Origin of the sequence: Streptomyces sp. NPDC096079, from assembly GCF_040303145.1 — a bacterium.
Taxonomy (GTDB): Bacteria; Actinomycetota; Actinomycetes; order Streptomycetales; family Streptomycetaceae; genus Streptomyces.
In genome coordinates, this window is record NZ_JBEOST010000011.1 from 149,307 (window position 1) to 167,743 (window position 18,437).

Here is an 18,437-nt window from a genome sequence, read left to right on the forward strand (position 1 = left end):
CGGGTAGGGACCTGGCGTGAGACGGTCACGCCGCCGAGGTGGAACAGCAGCCCGCTACGGGGTCGCCGGGGTCGGCTTGACCAGCGGGATCGAGGCCGGGGCTCCGGCACCGACCGGGACGACCGAGCGGTAGGCCGCGACGGCGGGCAGGTCCGGGGTGAGGTGCGCGTGCGCGACGCAGATCGCGGCGGCTTCGGCGGCGGTGAGGTGGGGGGTGCGGATGCGGGACCAGCCGCCGGAGGTGTCACCGGCCACCGCGACACCGGGCCGGTCCGGCGGGATCGTCAGCACCGTGACCACCGCGTCCGGGGCGATGTCACCGACGCCCATCTCGGCGGTCTGCTTGTCGTTGACCCGGTGCACGGTCCGGCCGGTGAGCTGGGCACGCAGGGCGGTGGCGCCCTTGCCGAGGTCGGAGCCAAACCGCTGCCCGCACACCTCCAGGAAGATGCCGGCCGCACGGGCCATCTGGCCCAGGCGGATGAGCTGGGTGACCATCCGGTCCCGGCGTTCCTCGTCCTTCCTCGTCGCCACGAGGAACAGCTCCGCGACCTCGTCCACCAGGACCACCACCGGGGCGGGACGGACCTCTTCGGGCAGGGCCCAGATGTCGGCCACGCCATGGTCGCTGAGCAGGTCGAAGCGGGATTCCATCTCCCCGACCAGCCCGTCCAGCAGCCCGTCGGCCTCCTCCGGGGTGATCGCGAGGGCGGACAGGCGGGACGCGTAGCCGCGATGCTCGACGCCGCGCTTGCAGTCGATGCCGACCAGAGCCACCGGCAGCCGGGCGAGCCCGGCAATCAGGTTGCGCTGGTACATGGACTTGCCCGACTGGTTCGCGCCGAGGGTCAGCGCGTGCGGAACCTTCAGGTAGTCCCGTACGAACGGGTCCCGTCCTCCCGCAGCGCGACCGGCACCACCATCGGACCGGACAAATGCTGGCGCGGCATCCGGACTTTCCGCAGGACGTCGTAGCCGGTCATCCGCAGTTCCACGAACCCCGGCTTGATCTCCACCACGGTGACGGAGTGGACGCCCCAGGCGTGCCGCAGGCGTTCGGAGGCCGCCATCACGTCGGCGGGCTCCAGTCCGGCCGGGAGACGGAGGGTGACGCGGAGGCCGGTCGAGGTGCCCCGGAACCGGCGGACCTTCGGGGGCACGGGCTGGACGTCGGGGCGGCGGGCGAGGTTGCGGACGAGGAAGGCGCGGAAGCGGGACGGCTGCACGGTCAGGCCGCACACGTCCATCGTGGAGCGGTAGGTCATGGCGAACCGGGTCGTTGCCACCGGCAGGCCCGCCAGTGACCAGAACACCCGGGGCGCGCGGACCTTCGCGTAGCCGAGGGCGCCGGCGGTTCCGGCGAGCGGGAGGCCGACCTCCCATAAGGTCGCGATGTCCCTCATGGTCAGGCGCCCATCGGGGTCACGGCGACGGCGCGGAACGAGATGCCGTGCCGGGTCTGGCCGTTGAAGGTGTTCTCCCAGTCGCGGGCCTTGAGCCCGATGACCGACACCGAGATGCCCGGGGCGAGCCCGTCGGGGAGACCGGTCTCCGGGACGGTCACCTGGTAGAGGTTGCCCTCCCCCTCGTCGGAGATGAGGAGCCCGACGGTGGAGAGGCCGGCGCCGGTCTCCCGGTCCATGGCACGCTCACCGGTCTGCTTGCTCACGAGCTTCGGCGTGGGAGCGGTCGCGACGAACACGACGGCGGTCGAAAGGTCGATCTTGAAGGACGGCATGTCCACTCTCCCGGTAAGGGGGGCTTAACAGCCCGAGCATCGAATCCCCCGCACTGCTAAGGGGGGGTTAGCACCCAAGATGCATGCGACTGGTGCGAGGTGTCAAGCCCCCCTTAACATGAGGGTATGAAGTCAGCCCTATGTCCGGTTCCGCGAGGTGTTCGCCGTGATTGAAGAAGTGCGGCGGGTCGCCGCCATGCAAGATCACGCGCTCCGCGTGAAGGCCGCCGTGGAGCTGATGGGGGACCTGCAAGCCGCCGTCGTCGAGACCTCTCGCATGCGCAAGGAGAGCATCGCCTGGCTTCGCGACCACGGGCACTCCATGGCGGACGTCGCCAAGATGATGGGCGTCAGCCGGGCGCGCGTGGCGCAGCTCCGCGATGCCGGCCCCCCACCCGAACGCGCGTTCCTCGGTACCGAGCACGCCCAGGTGCTTGTGCCCATGCGGCCGGGCGAGCGGGATTACGTGGCTCTCGAGGACAGCTCCACGGGGCAGAAGCTGTTGGCGTTGGCGCACCGGCTTCAACTCGACGGAGACCTCGGCTACATCCCGACTTCGGGCGAGATCGACCTCAATCGCGATGACCTCATGGTCGTCTGCGGTCCGAAGACATCGCCCGTTACTGCCGAGGCTCTGGGCAAGGACCCGCGGCTGGCCTTCGAGACCCTGCCCGATGGGCGCTGGGCGTTGACCGAGCGGGACGGCGGCACCGTACACACCTCTCCCACAGACGATCCCGAGACGCCATCGCCGACGGACATCGCGTATCTCGGCAGGCTGCCGCGGCCTGACGGGCAGGGCAACTTCCTACTTATCGCCGGCGTTCACGCGGTCGGTTCGCTGGGCGTCGCCCATTTCCTCTCCGAGAACGTTGCCGACCTGTACAAGCAGGTGGGTACGGGGCCGTTCTCCATGGTGATCGCCGCTGACTACGACCCGAGTACGAAGGCGATCAACAGTAGCCGCGCGCTGAGCGACGTCCTGATTCACGAGACCATCTGACGTGTTCGTCGAGGCCACCAGCTACCCCCGCCCTCAGGGACCGAACGAGGACTTCGCATTTTTCGACTCCACCGCGGCCGTGGTTCTGGACGGCGCCGGTATGGCACCGGGCATGAAGTCGGGGTGCCGGCATGGAGTCGCCTGGTACGTGGAGCAGCTCGGGACTCGCCTGCACGCGGAGGCCACCCGGGGAGACACGTCCCTGACGGCCTGCCTGGCGACCGCCATCGAGTCGACGACGAACCTGCACCGGGACGCCTGTGTGGTCGATGACCCGCTGTCCCCCTCCGCGACAGTGTGCATGGCCCGGGTGCGCGGCAATGTTTTCGAGTGGCTCGTCCTCGGGGATTGCACGGTCCTTATCGACAACAACGGCGTAGTCACGGCGACAACGGATGACCGCCTCGCCCAGGTGGCGCCACGAGCCCGCGAAGTCCTAGCCGGGACAGCCCTGGGGTCGCCAGAGCGACAACGAGCCCATGAAGCCCTGGTCCAAGAAGAACGAAGCCAGCGCAACGTACGAGGTGGGTACTGGGTCGCAGCAGCCGACCCAACGGCAGCAAGCCAGGCACTCACCGAAACGGAGAGCGCATCCCAGGTTCAGGGCGCAGCCCTGCTGACCGACGGGGCTGGACGACTTGTGACGACGTTCCACTCAACCGACTGGCAGGGCTACATGACCTTGCTCAGACACGGTGGCCCCGAAGGCGTACTCCGGCAAGTCCGCGAAGCGGAAGTGTCCGACCCCGACCTCAGCCGATGGCCGCGAAGCAAGCAACACGACGACGCCACGATCGCGTACATCCGCCCGTAGGGGCCCTGGCGTTGTTACAGATTTCTCTACCTCATCAAGGCACCCGCCGCGCACGGCGCGGCGCGCGCGGCCCGTCGCCCGGGCCTGCGCTCCTGTCTCCGCCCCGCTCCAGCCCGACCGCCGTCCGCACGCCTGACAGCTTGGGTTGATGGGTGACGAACCCACGATGCGGCCGAAGCGGTACGCGAGTGCCGCTCAAGTCGATGCCTCCGGCGGGGGCGCTCAGGCTCCGGGATGGAGGGGGCCCGTGGGCGGGTGCCGGCCGGTGGGGTGTGGCTGTGGGGACTCCCATCCCGTCTGCCGTCGACCCAGGCAGAGCCGAGCAGGCACGACACCGGGCGTCCAGGTCGTTCGTACAGTGGCGCGCTCCACCTGGACGCCCGGCACCGCGCCTGCTCCACGGTGTGTGGGTCGACGGCAGACGGGATGGGAGTTGGGGCGGGTGGTGGGCTCGATCGCCAGCCAAATTGCTGCGACAGGACCCAACTGATCTCACCAAATGGACAGGTGCCGCGCCTAAAGACCTGAACTCACTAGCACCCGCCGCACTGCGGATGAATACTCCCGCAGATTGCCGAACTCTACGACCGAATTTCTCCCGAAAGCCTGATGGACGTTGGTTCCAGATCTAGCAATCAGGCCGACCTTGGCATCAAGGGCTTGGGCCAGGCCCAGTTCGTAATAGCAGCTCGGCCGCTCAAGCGATAGATCCGCAATCACCAGGGTCGCCCGCTTAATTTCAGCAACAACCCTAGAGAGATCGAATTCCTTCCCCTCCTTCGGCAGGCCCCGATCCAACGGGAAGTGAACGGTGAGATCGAATTCACCAGCCACGCTACTCAGACTAACCCGCTTTGCCTGGTAGTCACCGTCGGACGAGACGGGCATGATTGAGTAGATGTAGCGATCCATTACTTGCTCTTCTTTTCGGTTTGTTCCGACTTGCTGAACGGTGAAGGATTGTCGGTTACATCGCTCCAGCTCAGGGTCGAGAAGACTAGCACGGAGAGGAAAATTAGGGCGAAGAACGCGCCGAAGGCGCGGGGAATGAAACGCTCTGCACTCGAAGATCGCAGACCGCGCACGAACCCATTCGATGAAGAAGACTGCAGAGCCTGCACTCGCGACAGCTCTCGCCATTCCCGGTCGAAGCAATTGAAAGACTTCGCCGCGGATGGACCGCTGGGGCCCTCGAACGTGACTAGCGGTGCCATTTCGTTGAGCACTTCAAACTTTGCCGTGTTGAGCGCCTTAAAGTCGTCAATCTGCTTCAGCCAGTAGAAGCACATGAAGCATGCAACGGCACTAAGAACCAAGATTCCGACGATCCCCGCCAGCAGGAAAGTGTCATGCGAAGAGGCCCATCCGAGAATCACCCCAATTGCCAATAGGCTGGCCGTTAAGACTGAGTAGTTCCAACGATTCATGGCCAACCGCCGCTCGGTGACCATTTCTGCAGACTCGTAGTAGAGGCGGTATTCCTCAAACGACACTGGGGGCTGGCTCGGGGGAGAAGGCACGCACACACCTCATCGAGTAAGCAGCGGTTTGACGAGCCGAAGACTATAGGCGCTCCGCAGCACGTGCGCCCCAGTTGTCAAGATCGTTGCTTCCCAGGCCCCCACTGAGCTCCGTCTCAGTTTCCGTCTCGTTCGGCTCCCTTCGGCATAGTTCAACGGGTGCCGAGAGCCGCGACACCGCCACCAGCCGAACACGCGTGAACGCAGACGAACAACCCTGCATGGGCCTCTGAACAGCACCAACAAACTTGGAACGCGTGCGCCCCTGCGCGCCGACCGGGGGAAAGATCGTGCTTCAGCATGCGCTCCCCTCGCGCCTCGGACTGCTGGAAGGGTTGCTCAGCCCGAAGGTCCACCAGCTCTGAGGGGGAAGCGTGGCCACCACGCAGTCCAGGTGTGGAGCACCGACGGAGAAAGGAACCAGGTGCCGACGGCTCGCCATGATCGGAGCGTCCCGGTGCGACCGCCATCGCGGCGACTGGTCCCCGTACACGATGCAGAAGCGCAAGGTAGCCGAGCGGAAGGCGAAGGCCAAGCGGCGGAAGTGATGCCCGTCGGGCCGTCGCCGGGCCGTGCGAGGGCGCACGAGGGTGACCAACGCTGACAACCGGCGACCGCTGCGTCGCAGGTCAGGGCGTTGATCACGAAGAGGGGCGCAGGTCAGAGACCTCGCCCCTCACTTCTTCGGCTACTGAGATTCCCGCAGGTCCGCGAAGGGCCCCGTCACCTCTGTGGTGGCGGGGCCCTTTCGCGTGGTGGGTCAGGCGGCGGACCTGCCCGTCGCGAAGGTGCGGGCCGTGGTGGCGACGCGGCGGCCGAGGTGTTCGGCGGTGGCGACGTCGGCCTTGTGGACGCCCTCCGGGCCCTGGTCCGTGTGGGTCTGGGCGCCGGCGCCGGAGAAGAAGCCGAGGCGGTTGAGGTCGTTCTCGGAGGCCTCGCTGCTGTTCCAGCCGGGCTTCAGGCCCAGGTTGACCCAGGTCATGCCGTGCTGGCCGGCGAGGGTCTGGAAGAACTGCAGGGTGTGCAGCTTGTCGCCGCTCTTGGAGCCGGAGTTGGTGAAGCCGGCGGCGAGCTTGTCCAGCCAGGCGTCGGTGAACCAGCGCTTCGAGGTGGCCTCGGCGAACTGGTGGAAGGCGCCGGACGCGGTGCCCATGTAGGTCGGCGAGCCGAAGACGATCGCGTCGGAGGCGTCGAGCAGCTCCCACTCGGCGTCGGTGATCTCGTCCACCTTGATCAGGTGGACGGTGGCGCCCGCGTCGGCGGCGCCGTCGCGGACGGCCTCGGCCAGGACCGCGGTGTGGCCGTAGCCGGAGTGGTAGGCGATGGAGACGACGGGCGTGGTCACAGAGGACTCCTCGGAGAGGCGTTCAGGGGTATGACCAGAAGTAGAGCACTTACTTTTTGAAAGCGCAAGCATGTGGTTAGCGCATCCATGGCGGTAAGCGCTGTGCCGGAGTACGGTGGAGCCATGACTGACGACCTCGCCTATGACGTGTTCGCGCGCGCCTGCCCTTCGCGCGGCACGCTGGAGCACGTGACGGGCCGCTGGGGCAGCCTCACCCTGGGCGCCCTGTACGACGGGACGTTCCGCTTCAACGAGCTGCGGCGACGGGTCGACGGCGTCAGCGAGAAGATGCTGTCGCAGACCCTGCACGCCCTGGAGCGCGACGGCCTGGTCCACCGCGAGGCGCAGCCCACGAACCCGCCGCGGGTCGACTACCGGCTCACCCCGCTCGGCCGCGAGATCGCGGAGCGGCTCATCGGTCTGATCGCGCTGGTGGAGGGGCGGATGGACCAGGTCATCACCGCCCGCGAGAGCTACGACGCGGGGCGCGCCGAGACCGTCACCGCCTGACGGCTCAGTGGGTCGCGCGCGGCGGGCGCTGACAGCGCGGGCAGAAGTAGCTGGACCGGTTCATCCACGCGCGGCGCCGCATCGGCGTGCCGCAGCGGCGGCAGGGCTCGTCCTCGCGTCCGTACGCGTCGAGCGAGCGGTCGAAGTAGCCGGACTCGCCGTTGACGTTCACGTACAGGCTGTCGAAGCTGGTGCCACCGGCGTCGAGAGCCGCGTTCATCACGTCCCTGACGTGCGCGAGCAGCTCGGCCGAGCGCGGCCGGGTCAGACTCGCCGTCGGCCGGTCGTAGTGCAGCTTCGAGCGCCAGAGCGCCTCGTCCGCGTAGATGTTGCCGACGCCGCTGATCAGCGACTGGTCGAGCAGCGCCCGCTTGATCGTCGTACGCCTCAGTCGCAGCGCGCCCTGGAAGGCGTCGTCGTCGAACGCCGGGTCCAGCGGATCGCGGGCGATGTGCGCGATGACGTCCGGGAGCCCGTCGCCGCCGCCGGGCGCCTGCTCGTGGAGCGAGAGTCCGCCGAAGGTCCGCTGGTCCACGAAGCGCAGCTCGGTGCCGACGGTGCCCGCGGCGACGTCGCCGTCTGACGGCAGGAAGCGGATCCGGATGCGGAGGTGCTTCTCGTCCGGGGCGTCCTCCGGCTGCACCAGGAGCTGACCGCTCATGCCGAGGTGGCCCAGGACCGAGGTCCCGGTCTCCGCGAGCGGCAGCCACAGGTACTTGCCGCGTCGCCGCGCCCCCTCGAAGCGCTGCCCCTTCAGCCGGGCCGCGAAGTCCTCGCCGCCCGCCAAGTGGCGTCGTACGGCCCGGGGGTGCAGCACCTCGACCTCGGTCACGGTCCGTCCGGCGACCCAGCGCTCCAGACCGCGTCGTACGACCTCGACCTCGGGCAGCTCGGGCACGGCACTCCTCCGGACGACGTCGATCAGCTGCTCCACACTACCGCCGGAAACGGCTCCGCCCGCCCCTGGCGGGGGCGGGCGGGAAGACTCCGACGAAGGAGCGCGGGAGTGCGCGGATCGCGGTCAGGCGGTGGCCGGGGTGGCCCCGTCCTTCCGGTCCTGCTCGCCGGCCGGGCTGGCGTCGGCCGCGGCCTTCGCCGCCGCCGCGCGCTCGTCCGCCGCCGCGCGGATCGCGCGCCACGCGGACTCGGCGGCCTGCTGTTCCGCTTCCTTCTTGCTGCGGCCGGTGCCGGTGCCGTACGAGACACCACCGACGCGGGCGGCAGCAGTAAAGGTCTTCTCGTGGTCCGGACCCTCTTCGGAGACGAGGTATTCCGGGACACCCAGACCCTCGGCCGCGGTGAGCTCCTGGAGGCTGGTCTTCCAGTCCAGGCCGGCACCGAGGTTCGAGGACTTCTCGATCAGCGGGTCGAAGAGCCGGTGCACCAGCTCGGACGCCGCGTCGAGGCCCTGGTCGAGATAGACCGCGCCGATCACCGCTTCGAGGGTGTCGGCGAGGATGGACGCCTTGTCCCGGCCGCCCGTGCCCTCTTCGCCCCGGCCGAGCCGGATGAAGGAGCCGAGTTCGAGGCCGCGGCCGACCTCCGCCAGCGCACGCGAATTGACCACCGCGGCCCGCAGCTTGGCCAGCTGGCCTTCGGGCAGGTCGGGGTGGGTGCGGTACAGCGTGTCCGTGACCACCAGGCCGAGCACGGAGTCCCCGAGGAACTCGAGGCGCTCGTTGGTGGGCAGACCGCCGTTCTCGTACGCGTACGAGCGGTGGGTCAGCGCACGCACCAGAAGGGCGGACTCGAGCTGATACCCGAGCCGCCCTTCCAGAAGCGTGTGGGACGAGGCTGCGCTGATGTTCTCAGACATCGTGCCTCTCACCAGCCTCAGACCGAGAGGACCTGGCGCTTGTTGTAGGTGCCGCAGCTCGGGCACGCGATGTGCTGCAGCTTCGGCTCCTGGCAACGCTCACACGAAACCAGGGTGGGGACCGCAGCCTTCCACTGCGACCGGCGGTGGCGCGTGTTGCTGCGCGACATCTTCCGCTTCGGAACAGCCACGGCTACTTCTCCTGCTTCTCGGCGGCGCTTCGGACGTCCCCGTCAGAGGCTTTGCCGCTCATGTTGTCCTTCTCATCGGTTCCCAGCGAACCGGCGAGTCCCTGCAGTGCCGCCCAACGGATGTCGACGGCGTCATGGTGGTGGTCCGGGTTCTCGTTCAGGTTGGCTCCGCAGTCGGAACACAGACCCGCACAGTCCTCCCGGCACACCGGCTGCATCGGAAGTGCGAGCACCACCGCATCACGCAGCACGGGTTCGAGGTCGAACATGCCGTCCTCGAGGGGGATCATGTCCTCGTCGTCCTCGGCTTCGTCGTCCGCGGCCGCCTTGGAGCGGCCCCGGTCGTCGGAGTCGGGGTACGAGAACATCTCCTGGAAGTCCACGTCGAGCTCCAGCTCGACGGGCTCCAGACACCTTACGCACTCCCCCTCGGCCGATGCACGGGCGGTGCCTGTGACAAGCACCCCTTCCATGACCGACTCAAGACGGAGATCGATGTCCACCGGAGCACCCTCGGGCACTCCGATGACTCCTTCGACGCCCAGGTCCCTGGGGGCCTCGACCGAACGCGAGAGCCGCTGCAGGGCACCAGGACGCCGCCCCAGCTCGTGTGTGTCGAACACGAGGGGGTTGCGGTGGTCGAGGCGCGTGCTCAGGGCTCTTCCTGCTTTCGGATCGTTCTGCGCGTAGAGGAGGCTGCCAGACGTGGGCAGCAAGGATCGCGGACATAGCGCGACCGAAGAGCCAGGATACTGGACGCTTCGCCCAGGGCCCAATCCGGGCCCCGTGCCCCCTAGTGCCCCTGTTCGTACCGGCGCAGCTGCTCCAGGTCGATCATGCTCGTGTCGAAGAAGCTGGTCTCGTCGAGCGCGGCGGCCTGCTGCGGCTGGGCGTGGGCGTGCGCCTGGGGGTCGTACTGCTGCTGCTCGTAGCCGTACTGCCCCTGGTACGCGTAGGGGTCCTGCTGCTGGTAGCCGTAGGCGTCCTGCTGGGGCTGGGCGTAGCCGTAGCCGGGGTCCTGCTGCGGCTGCTGGTAGCCGTACGGGTCGGGCTGCTGCTGCTGTGCGGGGATCTGCGCGGCCGGTACGGGTTCGGGGGTGGCCAGCTCCGCCAGCCCGGCCAGGTAGTCGGCGTCGCTGGTGTGCACCGCGCCGCCGAGACCGTCCTGCGCGGCCATGTGCTCGCCGAGCGCGTCGGTGGCGATCCGGCCGTGCAGCTTCTGCCGGCCGCGCCCGACGGCCTCCAGGGTCTTGCTGAGGACGGCCTCGAAGGCGCCGAGCTTGGCGTCCACGTACTCGTCGGCCCGCTGGATCAGGGTCTGCGGGTCGGAGCTGTACTCGGGGGCGTCCGCGTCGGCGTAGCCGTCCTGGTCGAGACCCGGGCCGCGGCCGAGGAGCTTCTCGCGCCCGCGGTCGACGGAGCCGATGGTCTTGTTGAGGACGACCTCGAAGTTGGCGAGCTTGGAGTCGACGTAGTCGTCGGCCTCGGCCCGTACCTCCTCGGCCTCGCGGCGGGCCTCGGAGAGGATCCGGTCGGCCTCCTCCTGCGACTCGCGGGCGACCTGCGTGTCGGAGACGATCGAGCCCCGCTCGGCGTGGGCGGCCGTGATGATCCGCTCGGCCTCCTGGCGGGCCTGCTCGACCATCTGCTCGCGGCCGCCGATCAGCTCCTGGGCCTGGGCGAGGGAGCCGGGCAGGGCCTCCCGCACCTCTTCGAGCAGGGCGAGCAGCTCGGCGCGGTTGACCACGCAGGATGCCGACATGGGCATGGAGCGGGCGCCCTGCACGGTCGCGACGATCTCGTCGAGCTTCTTCTGCACGTCCACCTGGTGCTCGCCACTCTCTACAGCTGGATGGAGACGGACGGGACGACTGTAAGGGCAGTCGGCGCCCGTCCGACACCAGATGACGGAGCGTCAGCGGCGGTGGCCGCGCGTCACTTCTGCGCGAGCCGCTCGGTGAGCCGGCCGAGGACCAGCGGCGGGACCAGGTGCGAGACGTCGCCGCCCCAGGCCGCCACCTCCTTGACCAGCGAGGAGGACAGGAAGCTGTAGGTCGGGTTGGTGGGGACGAAGAGGGTCTCCACGCCCGAGAGCCCGTTGTTCATCTGGGCCATCTGCAGCTCGTAGTCGAAGTCGCTGACGGCGCGCAGCCCCTTGACGATCGCGGGGATGTCGCGCTGCTTGCAGAAGTCGACGAGGAGGCCGTGGAAGGACTCCACCTCGACGTTGCCGAAGTCGGCGGTGACCTCGCGGATCAGCTCGATCCGCTCGTCGACCGTGAAGAGGCCCTTCTTCGACTGGTTGATCATCACCGCGACGTGCACCACGTCGTACAGCTTGGAGGCTCGGGCGATGATGTCGAGATGTCCGTTGGTGATGGGGTCGAATGACCCCGGACAGACGGCGCGGCGCAACTTGGGTCCCTCGCTCTCCGGTCCGGTCATCGTGCGTCTTCGCACGTAGAGGCGGCGCGACCGTACCAAAACGTTCCCTCGCCGTAGCGACGGGACCGCAGGGCCTCGAACCCGGCCGGCCAGCCGAATTCACCGCCTCGGGTGCTGCGCTCCACGGTGACGAGCGCATCCTCGCTCAGCCAGCCCCCGGAGCGCAGTGTGAGGAGAATCTCGCGGAGATCGTCGTCGCCGACGGCGTAGGGCGGGTCGAGGAAGACGAGGTCGTACGGGTCGGCCGGGGCCGGTCCCGTCACGATCTGCTCGGCCTTCCCCGTGCGGAGTTCGGCGCCGGGCAGTCCGATCGAGCGGACGTTGTCCCGGATCGTCTTCGCGGCGCGGGGCTCGGCCTCGACGAGGAGGGCGTGCGCGGCGCCACGGGAGAGCGCCTCGAGACCGACGGCGCCGGAGCCCGCGTACAGGTCGGCGACCCGGGCGCCCTGCAGGCCGTGGAACGCCTCCCAGGTGGAGAAGAGGCCTTCCCGCGCCCGGTCGGAGGTGGGGCGGGTGCCGTTGCCGGGGGGCACGGCAAGGCGCCGTCCGCCGGCGGTACCGGCGATCACGCGGGTCATCGGTGTCCTCGTCCTGCGTCGTCGAATGCGTAGGTCCCAGGATATGGCCGCGGGCGGGCGCCGAGGCCTGCTCAGCCCTTCTCCAGATACTCCTCCCGCTCCTCGCTGAGGAGCGCGTCGAGCGCGGTGCGCAGGCCCGGGTGCGCGGTGAGGTCGGGGTCGGCGAGGACGAGGGCGGTGGCCTCCTCGCGGGCGGCGGCGATGACCTCCTCGTCGTCGATGACGGTGAGCACCCGCAGCGAGGAGCGGACGCCGGACTGGGCCTGGCCGAGGACGTCGCCCTCGCGCCGCTGCTCCAGGTCGATGCGGGAGAGTTCGAAGCCGTCGAGGGTGGTGGCGACGGCGTTCAGCCGCTGGCGGGCGGGGCTGGCCTCGGGCATCTCGCTGACCAGGAGGCAGAGGCCGGGGGCGGAGCCGCGGCCGACGCGGCCGCGGAGCTGGTGGAGCTGGGAGACGCCGAAGCGGTCGGCGTCCATGATCACCATGGCGGTGGCGTTGGGCACGTTGACGCCCACCTCGATGACGGTGGTGGCGACGAGGACGTCGAGCTCGGCGGCAGCGAAGCGGCGCATGACCTCGTCCTTGTCGTCCGGGTGCATGCGGCCGTGCAGGACGGCGATGCGCAGGCCCGCGAGGGGGCCGGTGCCGAGCTTCTCGGCGACGTCGAGGACGGCGAGCGGCGGGCGCTTCTCGGCCTCGTCCTCGGCGGACGCCTTCGGCTTCTTCTTCTGGTCCTCCTCGTCGCCGATGCGGGGGCAGACGACGTACGCCTGGTGTCCCTTGCCCACCTCCTCGCGGACCCGCTCCCAGGCGCGGGCGAGGAAGTGCGGCTTGTCGGCGGCGGGGACGACGTGGCTGGCGATCGGCGAGCGGCCGGCGGGCAGCTGGTCGAGGACGGAGGTCTCCAGGTCGCCGAAGACGGTCATGGCGACCGTGCGCGGGATGGGGGTGGCGGTCATCACCAGGAGGTGCGGGGGCTGCTTCCCCTTGCCGCGGAGGGCGTCGCGCTGCTCGACGCCGAAGCGGTGCTGCTCGTCGACGACGACGAGGCCGAGGTCGTGGAACCGGACCTTGTCCTCGATCAGCGCGTGCGTGCCGATGACGATGCCGGCCTCGCCGGTGACCAGGTCGAGGAGGGCCTGGCGGCGGGCGGCGGCGCCCATGGAGCCGGTGAGCAGGACGACCTTGGTGGCGCGCTCGGCGCCGCCGAGCATCCCTCCCTCGGCGAGCTCGCCCATCATCTCGGTGACGGAGCGGTGGTGCTGCTGGGCGAGGACCTCGGTGGGGGCGAGCATCGCGGCCTGCCCGCCGGAGTCGACGACGGCGAGCATGGCGCGCAGGGCGACCATCGTCTTCCCGCTGCCGACCTCGCCCTGGAGGAGGCGGTGCATCGGGTGCTCGGTGGCGAGGTCGTCGAAGATCTCCTTGGAGACCTTCGTCTGGCCGTCGGTGAGGGTGAAGGGCAGCTTGGCGTCGAAGGCGTCGAGGATGCCGCCGGGGGCGGGCCGCCGGGCGACGGCGGGCAGTTGGGTGTCGGCGTGCCGGCGGCGGGCGAGGGCGACCTGGAGCACGAAGGCCTCGTCCCACTTGAGCCGCTCGCGGGCGTCGGCGATGTCCGCCTTGGTGCGGGGGCGGTGGATCATCCGCAGGGCGTCGGGCAGCTCGGCGAGGCCGCGGCCCTCGCGGAGGGCGGGCGGCAGCGGGTCGACGGCGTCCCCGGCGCTCGGCAGGACGGCGTCGACGGCCTTGGCGATCTTCCAGGACTCCAGCTTGGTGGTGGCCGGGTAGATCGGGATGAGGGCGCCGGCCCAGGTGTCGACCGTCTCCTCGCTGTCTCCGCGGAGGAGTTCGTACGCGGGATGGGCGAGCTGGAGGCGGCGGTTGAAGAGCGAGACCTTGCCGGCGAACATCGCGCGGGTGCCGGGCAGCAGGTCCTTGTGCGGCTTGTGCACGCCCTTGCCGAAGAAGACCAGCTGGAGGCGGCCGCTGCCGTCGGTGATGGTCACTTCGAGGCGCTGGCCGCGCCCCTTGGGGCCGTTGAACGTGTGCACGCGGGCGTCGGCGACCTGCGCGACCACCGTGACGTGCTCGTCGAGCGGCAGGTCGGAGAGTGTCGTCAGCTCCCCGCGCTCGGCGTACCGGCGGGGGTAGTGGTGGAGGAGGTCCCCGACCGTGTGCAGGTCGAGTGCCTCGGCCATGACCTTGGCGGTGGCGGGGCCGAGGGACTTCTTGAGTGGTTCGTCGAGCGCGGGCACGCCTTCCATTGAAGACCACGGGACCGACAGCCGTGCCGAAGGGCTGTGGACAACCGCCCGGATCGCCGCCTATTCCACCCCGATGAGCAGCGGCGGGGCCCCCGCGCCCGCGTGGTACGTGGTGGTGTCGACGGCCAGGTAGCCGCGCCGGACGTGGCGTTCCAGGTCGGCGGCGAGTCCGGGCGGGGTGTCGTCGGCGACGACGAGCGTGACGAGTTCGCCGCCCGCCGAGAGCATCCGGTCCAGGACGGTGCGGGCGGTCTCGGTGAGGTCGGCGCCGATGACGGCGACGTCGCCCTCGATGAGGCCGAGGACGTCACCGGCCTGGCAGACGCCGGCCGAGGTGAAGGACTGGCGTTCGGCGACGGCGAGTTCGGCGTAGCGGGTGGCTCCGGCGGCGGCCGTCATGGCGACGACGTCCTCGTCGAAGCGCCGGTCGGGTTCGTGGACGGCGAGGGCGGCGATGCCCTGGACGGCGGCCCGGGTCGGGATGAGGGCCACGCGGATGCCCTCGGCCCTGGCGCGTTCGGCGGCGGCCGCCGCGGTCTGGCGCAGCTCGGTGTCGTTGGGCAGGAGGACGACCTCGCGCGCGTGCGCCCGGCGGATCGCCTCGACGAGCTCGTCGCCGGCGGGCGGTTCGCCCGGCCTGCTGCGGACGGTGGTCGCGCCGGCCTCGGCGCAGAGTCCGGCGAGGCCCTCGCCCGGGACGACGGCGACGACCGCGCGCTGGGCGCGCTCCCCGCCTCCGGCGCCGGCCCGCGCCGCGGCGGCCGCGGCGGCCGCGAAGTGGGTGACGCGGATGCGGTGGGGCCGTCCGGCCTCGACGCCGGCCTCGACGGCGGCGCCCGCGTCGTCGACGTGGACGTGGACGTTCCACAGGCCGTCGCCGCCGACGACGACGAGGGAGTCGCCGAGGGCGTCGAGCCGGGCGCGCAGCAGGTCCACGGCGGCGTCCTCGGCCTCCAGGAGGTAGATGACCTCGTAGGCGGGCCCTGCCTCGCCGTCGCAGGTCTCGTCGTGGGCGGTCGGCACGGCCCGTACGTCGCCGAGGAGCCGTACCCCGCCGGGCGCGGTCGGGACGTGGACGTGCCCCGCGCCGCCGACGGCCCCCGCGCCGCCCCGTACCCCGCTCGCGTCCCCCGCGTGGTCCGGGGCCCGGCCCGTCACGGTCTCCACGAGCGCTCCGAGGACGGCGACGAGGCCGCGTCCGCCGGCGTCCACGACGCCGGCGCGGCCGAGCACGTCCAGTTGGCCGGGGGTGGCCGCCAGGGCCTCCCTGGCCCCTTCGTGGGCCCGTGCGGCCACCTCCGCGAGCGTGCCGCCGCCCGCGCAGCCGTCGGCGGCCGCCGCGGCGACGGTGAGGACGGTGCCCTCCACGGGGTGGGCGACGGCCCGCCGCGCGGCGGCGGAGGCCTCGGCGAGGGCGCGGGCGAGGTGATCGCCGTCACGTCCTGCGGCGAGGACGGCGGCCATGCCGCGCAGGAGCTGGGCGAGGATGGTTCCGGAGTTGCCGCGGGCGCCGAGCAGGGCGCCGTGCGCCATGGCCCGTACGGCCTCGGCGGCGTCGGGCGCGGAGGCGGCGAAGACGGCCTCGACGGCCTCGTGGGCGGCCTCGGCGGTCAGGTACAGATTGGTGCCGGTGTCCCCGTCCGCGACCGGGTAGACGTTGATCGCGTCGATCTCCTCGCGCTCCCGTCCGAGGGCGTCGAGGGCCCGTACGCACCAGGTACGGACCGCTGCGGCGTCGAGCTCGACGAGCTCCTCGTCGGGCTGAAGGGCTCGCGACAACGGGGGGTCCTCCTTCGGCGGTGAGCTCACCGCAGGGTAGACCGGAGGTCACCCGCTCGTGACCTGGGCCCGGGGCGAGGTCCGCGCAGACCATGGTAGTTTCGTTCCACGGAAGCAGGCGTTGTATGCTGCTTCGGTTGCCCGGTTCACACCGGGCCATCCCCCGGCAAGCCACTTCAGACTCCTGATTCCGGTGCGCCGGATTTCACTGTAATTCTGAAGTCTTTGGAGTGACCCGTGGCTGCCAACTGCGACGTCTGCGGCAAGGGGCCGGGCTTCGGCAACAACATTTCGCACTCGCACCGCCGTACGTCCCGTCGCTGGAACCCGAACATCCAGCGCGTGCGTGCCGTGGTCGGTCGGACGCCGAAGCGGCTCAACGTCTGCACCTCGTGCATCAAGGCCGGCAAGGTCTCGCGCTAATTGCGACGTTCTGTCGTAGCGCAGCCCCTGCGGTTGCCTTGAGAGGCCGGTTCACCTCGGTGAACCGGCCTTTTGCCATGCCCTGACGCGGTTCAGTCCCGGAACCGCCAGCCGTGGTCGACCGGTCCGATGCCCGAGCCCAGGGCGAATCCGGCGGCGATGGCCCCGGTCACGTACGACTTCGCCTCCCGTACCGCCTCCGGCACCTCCAGGCCCTTGGCGAGGCCCGAGGCGACCGCCGAGGCGAGCGTGCAGCCCGTGCCGTGGGTGTGCCGGTTGTCGTACCGGGGCGCGTACAGCCAGTGCTCCTCGGTGCCGTCGGTGAGCAGGTCCACGACCTCGGCGAAGTCTCCGGGGAGATGGCCGCCCTTGATCAGCGCCCAGCGCGGCCCGTACGCGAGGATCGCCTCGCCCGCCCGCCGCATTCCGGCCTCGTCCTCGACCACCAGGCCCGTGAGCTGCGTCACCTCGTCCAGGTTGGGCGTGGCGACGGTCGCGACCGGCAGCAGCTTCGTACGGACGGAGTCGAGCGCGGCCTCCGCGAGCAGCGGATCCCCGTGCTTGGAGACGCCGACCGGGTCCACGACGGCGGGGGCGTCCGTGTCCGCGAGGAGTGCGGCGACGGTCTCCACGAGCGCGGCGGAGGCCAGCATGCCGGTCTTCACGGCCTGGACGCCGATGTCGTCGACGACGGCCCGGTACTGGGCCCGCACGGCGTCGACGGGCAGCTCCCAGACGCCGTGGACGCCCCGCGAGTTCTGGGCGGTGACGGCGGTGACCACGCTCATGCCGTGCACGCCGAGGGCGAGCATCGTCTTCAGGTCGGCCTGGATCCCGGCGCCGCCGCCGGAGTCGGATCCGGCGACGGTGAGCACGAGGGGCGGATTCACTCGGTCTCTCCGAAGTGGTCCCAGCCGCCGACGCTGTGCCAGGGCGCGCCGTCCACGGTGACCTGGGGCAGCGCCGAGGGGTGGAGGACCTCCCCGATGACCTTCCAGCGGGCGGGCAGCTTCACGTCCGGCGGGAAGGTGGCCACGATGGCGTGGTCCTCTCCCCCGGTGAGCACCCACTGCATGGGGTCGACGCCGACGGCCTGGCCGATGTCGTTCATCTGGGTGGGGATGTCGATGAGCCCCGAGCGGAGGTCGATGCGGACCTTGCTGGCCTCGGCGATGTGCCCGAGGTCGGCGATGAGGCCGTCGCTGACGTCGCACATGGCGGTGGCGCCGAGTCCGGCGGCGGCGGGGCCGGCGTGGTACGGCGGCTCGGGCCTGCGGTGGGCCTCGACGAAGGCGCGCGGGGAGCGGAAGCCGCGGGAGAGGACCGCGTATCCGGCGGCGGACCAGCCGAGCCAGCCGGTGTAGGCGACGACGTCGCCGGGCTGGGCGCCGCCGCGGGTGACCGGGTCGTGGTTGCGGAGGTCGCCGAGGGCCGTGATGGAGACCATGATCGTGTCGCCGCGGACGACGTCGCCGCCGACCACGGCGGCGCCCGCGACCTGACATTCGTCGCGCAGGCCGTCCATGAGTTCCGTGGGCCAGGTGACGGGAAGTTCGGCGGGGACGACGAGGCCGAGGAGGAGCGCGGTGGGGACCGCGCCCATGGCGGCGATGTCGGCGAGGTTCTGTGCGGCGGCCTTGCGGCCGACGTCGTACGCCGTCGACCAGTCGCGGCGGAAGTGACGTCCTTCGAGGAGGATGTCCGTGCTGGCCACCACGCGCCGGTCGGGTGCGGAGACGACCGCGGCGTCGTCGCCGGGCCCGATCCGTACCGCCGGGGTGGAGGTGAGCCGGGACGTGAGCTCTCTGATGAGCCCGAACTCGCCCAGCTCTCCGACTGTGCCCTTCACCGCGATTCACCTCGTGTCTTCGTGCCGGCCGGCGGGCGGGGGCGCGTCGTCGCGCGCCGCGGGTCGCGGGCCGTCACCGTGCTGGGTACCGTCAAGTAGACCGTCAACTTCTGTCCTGCGTACGCCACACCCCGAGCGCCTCCGGGCGCGCGGGTCTCCCCG

The 18,437-nt window shown here is 70.4% G+C and carries 19 protein-coding genes and 1 pseudogene; 4 read left to right on the forward strand and 16 right to left on the reverse strand.

All coding sequences use genetic code 11. The features are described 5' to 3' along the window. Positions 1-54: 54 nt before the first annotated feature. Together ABTY59_RS22845 and ABTY59_RS22850 are read right to left on the reverse strand one after the other, a co-directional pair. Positions 55-1,403 (reverse strand): annotated as a pseudogene (locus ABTY59_RS22845) (FtsK/SpoIIIE domain-containing protein). 2 nt (positions 1,404-1,405) lie between these two features. Continuing rightward, positions 1,406-1,738, reverse strand: a complete 333-nt coding sequence (locus tag ABTY59_RS22850; RefSeq protein WP_352020858.1) for an SCO3933 family regulatory protein — start codon at positions 1,736-1,738, stop codon at positions 1,406-1,408. Between the two features lie 166 nt (positions 1,739-1,904). Here ABTY59_RS22850 and ABTY59_RS22855 point away from each other — a divergent pair, with 166 nt between their 5' ends. Then, the gene (locus ABTY59_RS22855) at positions 1,905-2,741 is read left to right on the forward strand and encodes a sigma-70 family RNA polymerase sigma factor (protein WP_352020859.1); all 837 of its coding nucleotides are present in this window, start codon (positions 1,905-1,907) and stop codon (positions 2,739-2,741) included. 1 nt (position 2,742) lies between these two features. Further along, positions 2,743-3,555, forward strand: coding sequence for a protein phosphatase 2C domain-containing protein (locus tag ABTY59_RS22860; protein ID WP_352020860.1), 813 nt, complete (start codon positions 2,743-2,745; stop codon positions 3,553-3,555). A 516-nt stretch (positions 3,556-4,071) separates the two neighbouring features. Here ABTY59_RS22860 and ABTY59_RS22865 read toward each other — a convergent pair. From ABTY59_RS22865 to ABTY59_RS22875, 3 genes are all read right to left on the reverse strand, one after another. Continuing rightward, entirely contained in the window at positions 4,072-4,467 is a 396-nt protein-coding gene (locus tag ABTY59_RS22865) for a hypothetical protein (RefSeq protein WP_352020861.1), read from the reverse strand. Further along, positions 4,467-5,075: a RipA family octameric membrane protein gene (locus ABTY59_RS22870; RefSeq protein WP_352020862.1), complete on the reverse strand. Its 609-nt coding sequence runs from the start codon at positions 5,073-5,075 to the stop codon at positions 4,467-4,469. The genes ABTY59_RS22865 and ABTY59_RS22870 overlap by 1 nt, the downstream gene beginning before the upstream one ends. A 760-nt stretch (positions 5,076-5,835) precedes the next feature. Next, positions 5,836-6,420 (reverse strand): flavodoxin family protein, encoded by a 585-nt coding sequence (locus ABTY59_RS22875; protein ID WP_352020863.1) that lies wholly within the window; start codon positions 6,418-6,420, stop codon positions 5,836-5,838. 123 nt (positions 6,421-6,543) lie between these two features. On the opposite strand from ABTY59_RS22875, the gene ABTY59_RS22880 reads away from it, so the two are divergent. Beyond that, entirely contained in the window at positions 6,544-6,930 is a 387-nt protein-coding gene (locus ABTY59_RS22880) for a winged helix-turn-helix transcriptional regulator (RefSeq protein ID WP_352020864.1), read from the forward strand. Between the two features lie 4 nt (positions 6,931-6,934). On the opposite strand, the gene mutM is transcribed toward ABTY59_RS22880, so the two are convergent. The 9 genes from mutM to ABTY59_RS22925 form a co-directional block, all read right to left on the reverse strand. Beyond that, positions 6,935-7,828, reverse strand: a complete 894-nt coding sequence (mutM, locus tag ABTY59_RS22885; RefSeq protein WP_352020865.1) for a bifunctional DNA-formamidopyrimidine glycosylase/DNA-(apurinic or apyrimidinic site) lyase — start codon at positions 7,826-7,828, stop codon at positions 6,935-6,937. Positions 7,829-7,951: 123 nt separating this feature from the next. Then, positions 7,952-8,746, reverse strand: coding sequence for a ribonuclease III (rnc, locus tag ABTY59_RS22890; RefSeq protein ID WP_352020866.1), 795 nt, complete (start codon positions 8,744-8,746; stop codon positions 7,952-7,954). Positions 8,747-8,763: 17 nt separating this feature from the next. Continuing rightward, positions 8,764-8,937: a 50S ribosomal protein L32 gene (gene rpmF / locus ABTY59_RS22895; protein ID WP_015036448.1), complete on the reverse strand. Its 174-nt coding sequence runs from the start codon at positions 8,935-8,937 to the stop codon at positions 8,764-8,766. A 2-nt stretch (positions 8,938-8,939) separates the two neighbouring features. Next, a complete protein-coding gene (locus tag ABTY59_RS22900) occupies positions 8,940-9,593 on the reverse strand; it encodes a YceD family protein (RefSeq protein ID WP_352020943.1) in 654 nt (217 codons plus the stop codon). Between the two features lie 137 nt (positions 9,594-9,730). Further along, positions 9,731-10,762, reverse strand: coding sequence for a F0F1 ATP synthase subunit B (locus ABTY59_RS22905; protein WP_352020867.1), 1,032 nt, complete (start codon positions 10,760-10,762; stop codon positions 9,731-9,733). Positions 10,763-10,872: 110 nt separating this feature from the next. Beyond that, complete coding sequence (gene coaD / locus ABTY59_RS22910; RefSeq protein ID WP_189806272.1) at positions 10,873-11,352, reverse strand: pantetheine-phosphate adenylyltransferase; 480 nt, start codon at positions 11,350-11,352, stop codon at positions 10,873-10,875. A gap of 26 nt (positions 11,353-11,378) precedes the next feature. Then, positions 11,379-11,960, reverse strand: a complete 582-nt coding sequence (rsmD, locus tag ABTY59_RS22915) for a 16S rRNA (guanine(966)-N(2))-methyltransferase RsmD (protein ID WP_352020868.1) — start codon at positions 11,958-11,960, stop codon at positions 11,379-11,381. Between the two features lie 71 nt (positions 11,961-12,031). Then, positions 12,032-14,224, reverse strand: a complete 2,193-nt coding sequence (recG, locus tag ABTY59_RS22920; protein ID WP_352020869.1) for an ATP-dependent DNA helicase RecG — start codon at positions 14,222-14,224, stop codon at positions 12,032-12,034. A 60-nt stretch (positions 14,225-14,284) separates the two neighbouring features. Next, positions 14,285-16,003, reverse strand: a complete 1,719-nt coding sequence (locus ABTY59_RS22925; RefSeq protein ID WP_352020870.1) for a DAK2 domain-containing protein — start codon at positions 16,001-16,003, stop codon at positions 14,285-14,287. Between the two features lie 237 nt (positions 16,004-16,240). Between ABTY59_RS22925 and rpmB the strand changes: the two genes are divergently transcribed. After that, a complete protein-coding gene (gene rpmB / locus ABTY59_RS22930) occupies positions 16,241-16,426 on the forward strand; it encodes a 50S ribosomal protein L28 (protein ID WP_003957616.1) in 186 nt (61 codons plus the stop codon). A 92-nt stretch (positions 16,427-16,518) separates the two neighbouring features. Here the strand turns inward: rpmB and thiD are convergent, their stop codons facing one another. Together thiD and ABTY59_RS22940 are read right to left on the reverse strand one after the other, a co-directional pair. Then, positions 16,519-17,316 carry a bifunctional hydroxymethylpyrimidine kinase/phosphomethylpyrimidine kinase gene (thiD, locus tag ABTY59_RS22935; protein ID WP_352020871.1) on the reverse strand — a complete coding sequence of 266 codons (798 nt, stop codon included), beginning with the start codon at positions 17,314-17,316 and terminating at the stop codon, positions 16,519-16,521. Next, the gene (locus ABTY59_RS22940) at positions 17,313-18,275 is read right to left on the reverse strand and encodes a thiamine-phosphate kinase (RefSeq protein WP_116158650.1); all 963 of its coding nucleotides are present in this window, start codon (positions 18,273-18,275) and stop codon (positions 17,313-17,315) included. Before ABTY59_RS22940 ends, thiD begins: the two co-directional genes overlap by 4 nt. Positions 18,276-18,437: the final 162 nt, after the last annotated feature.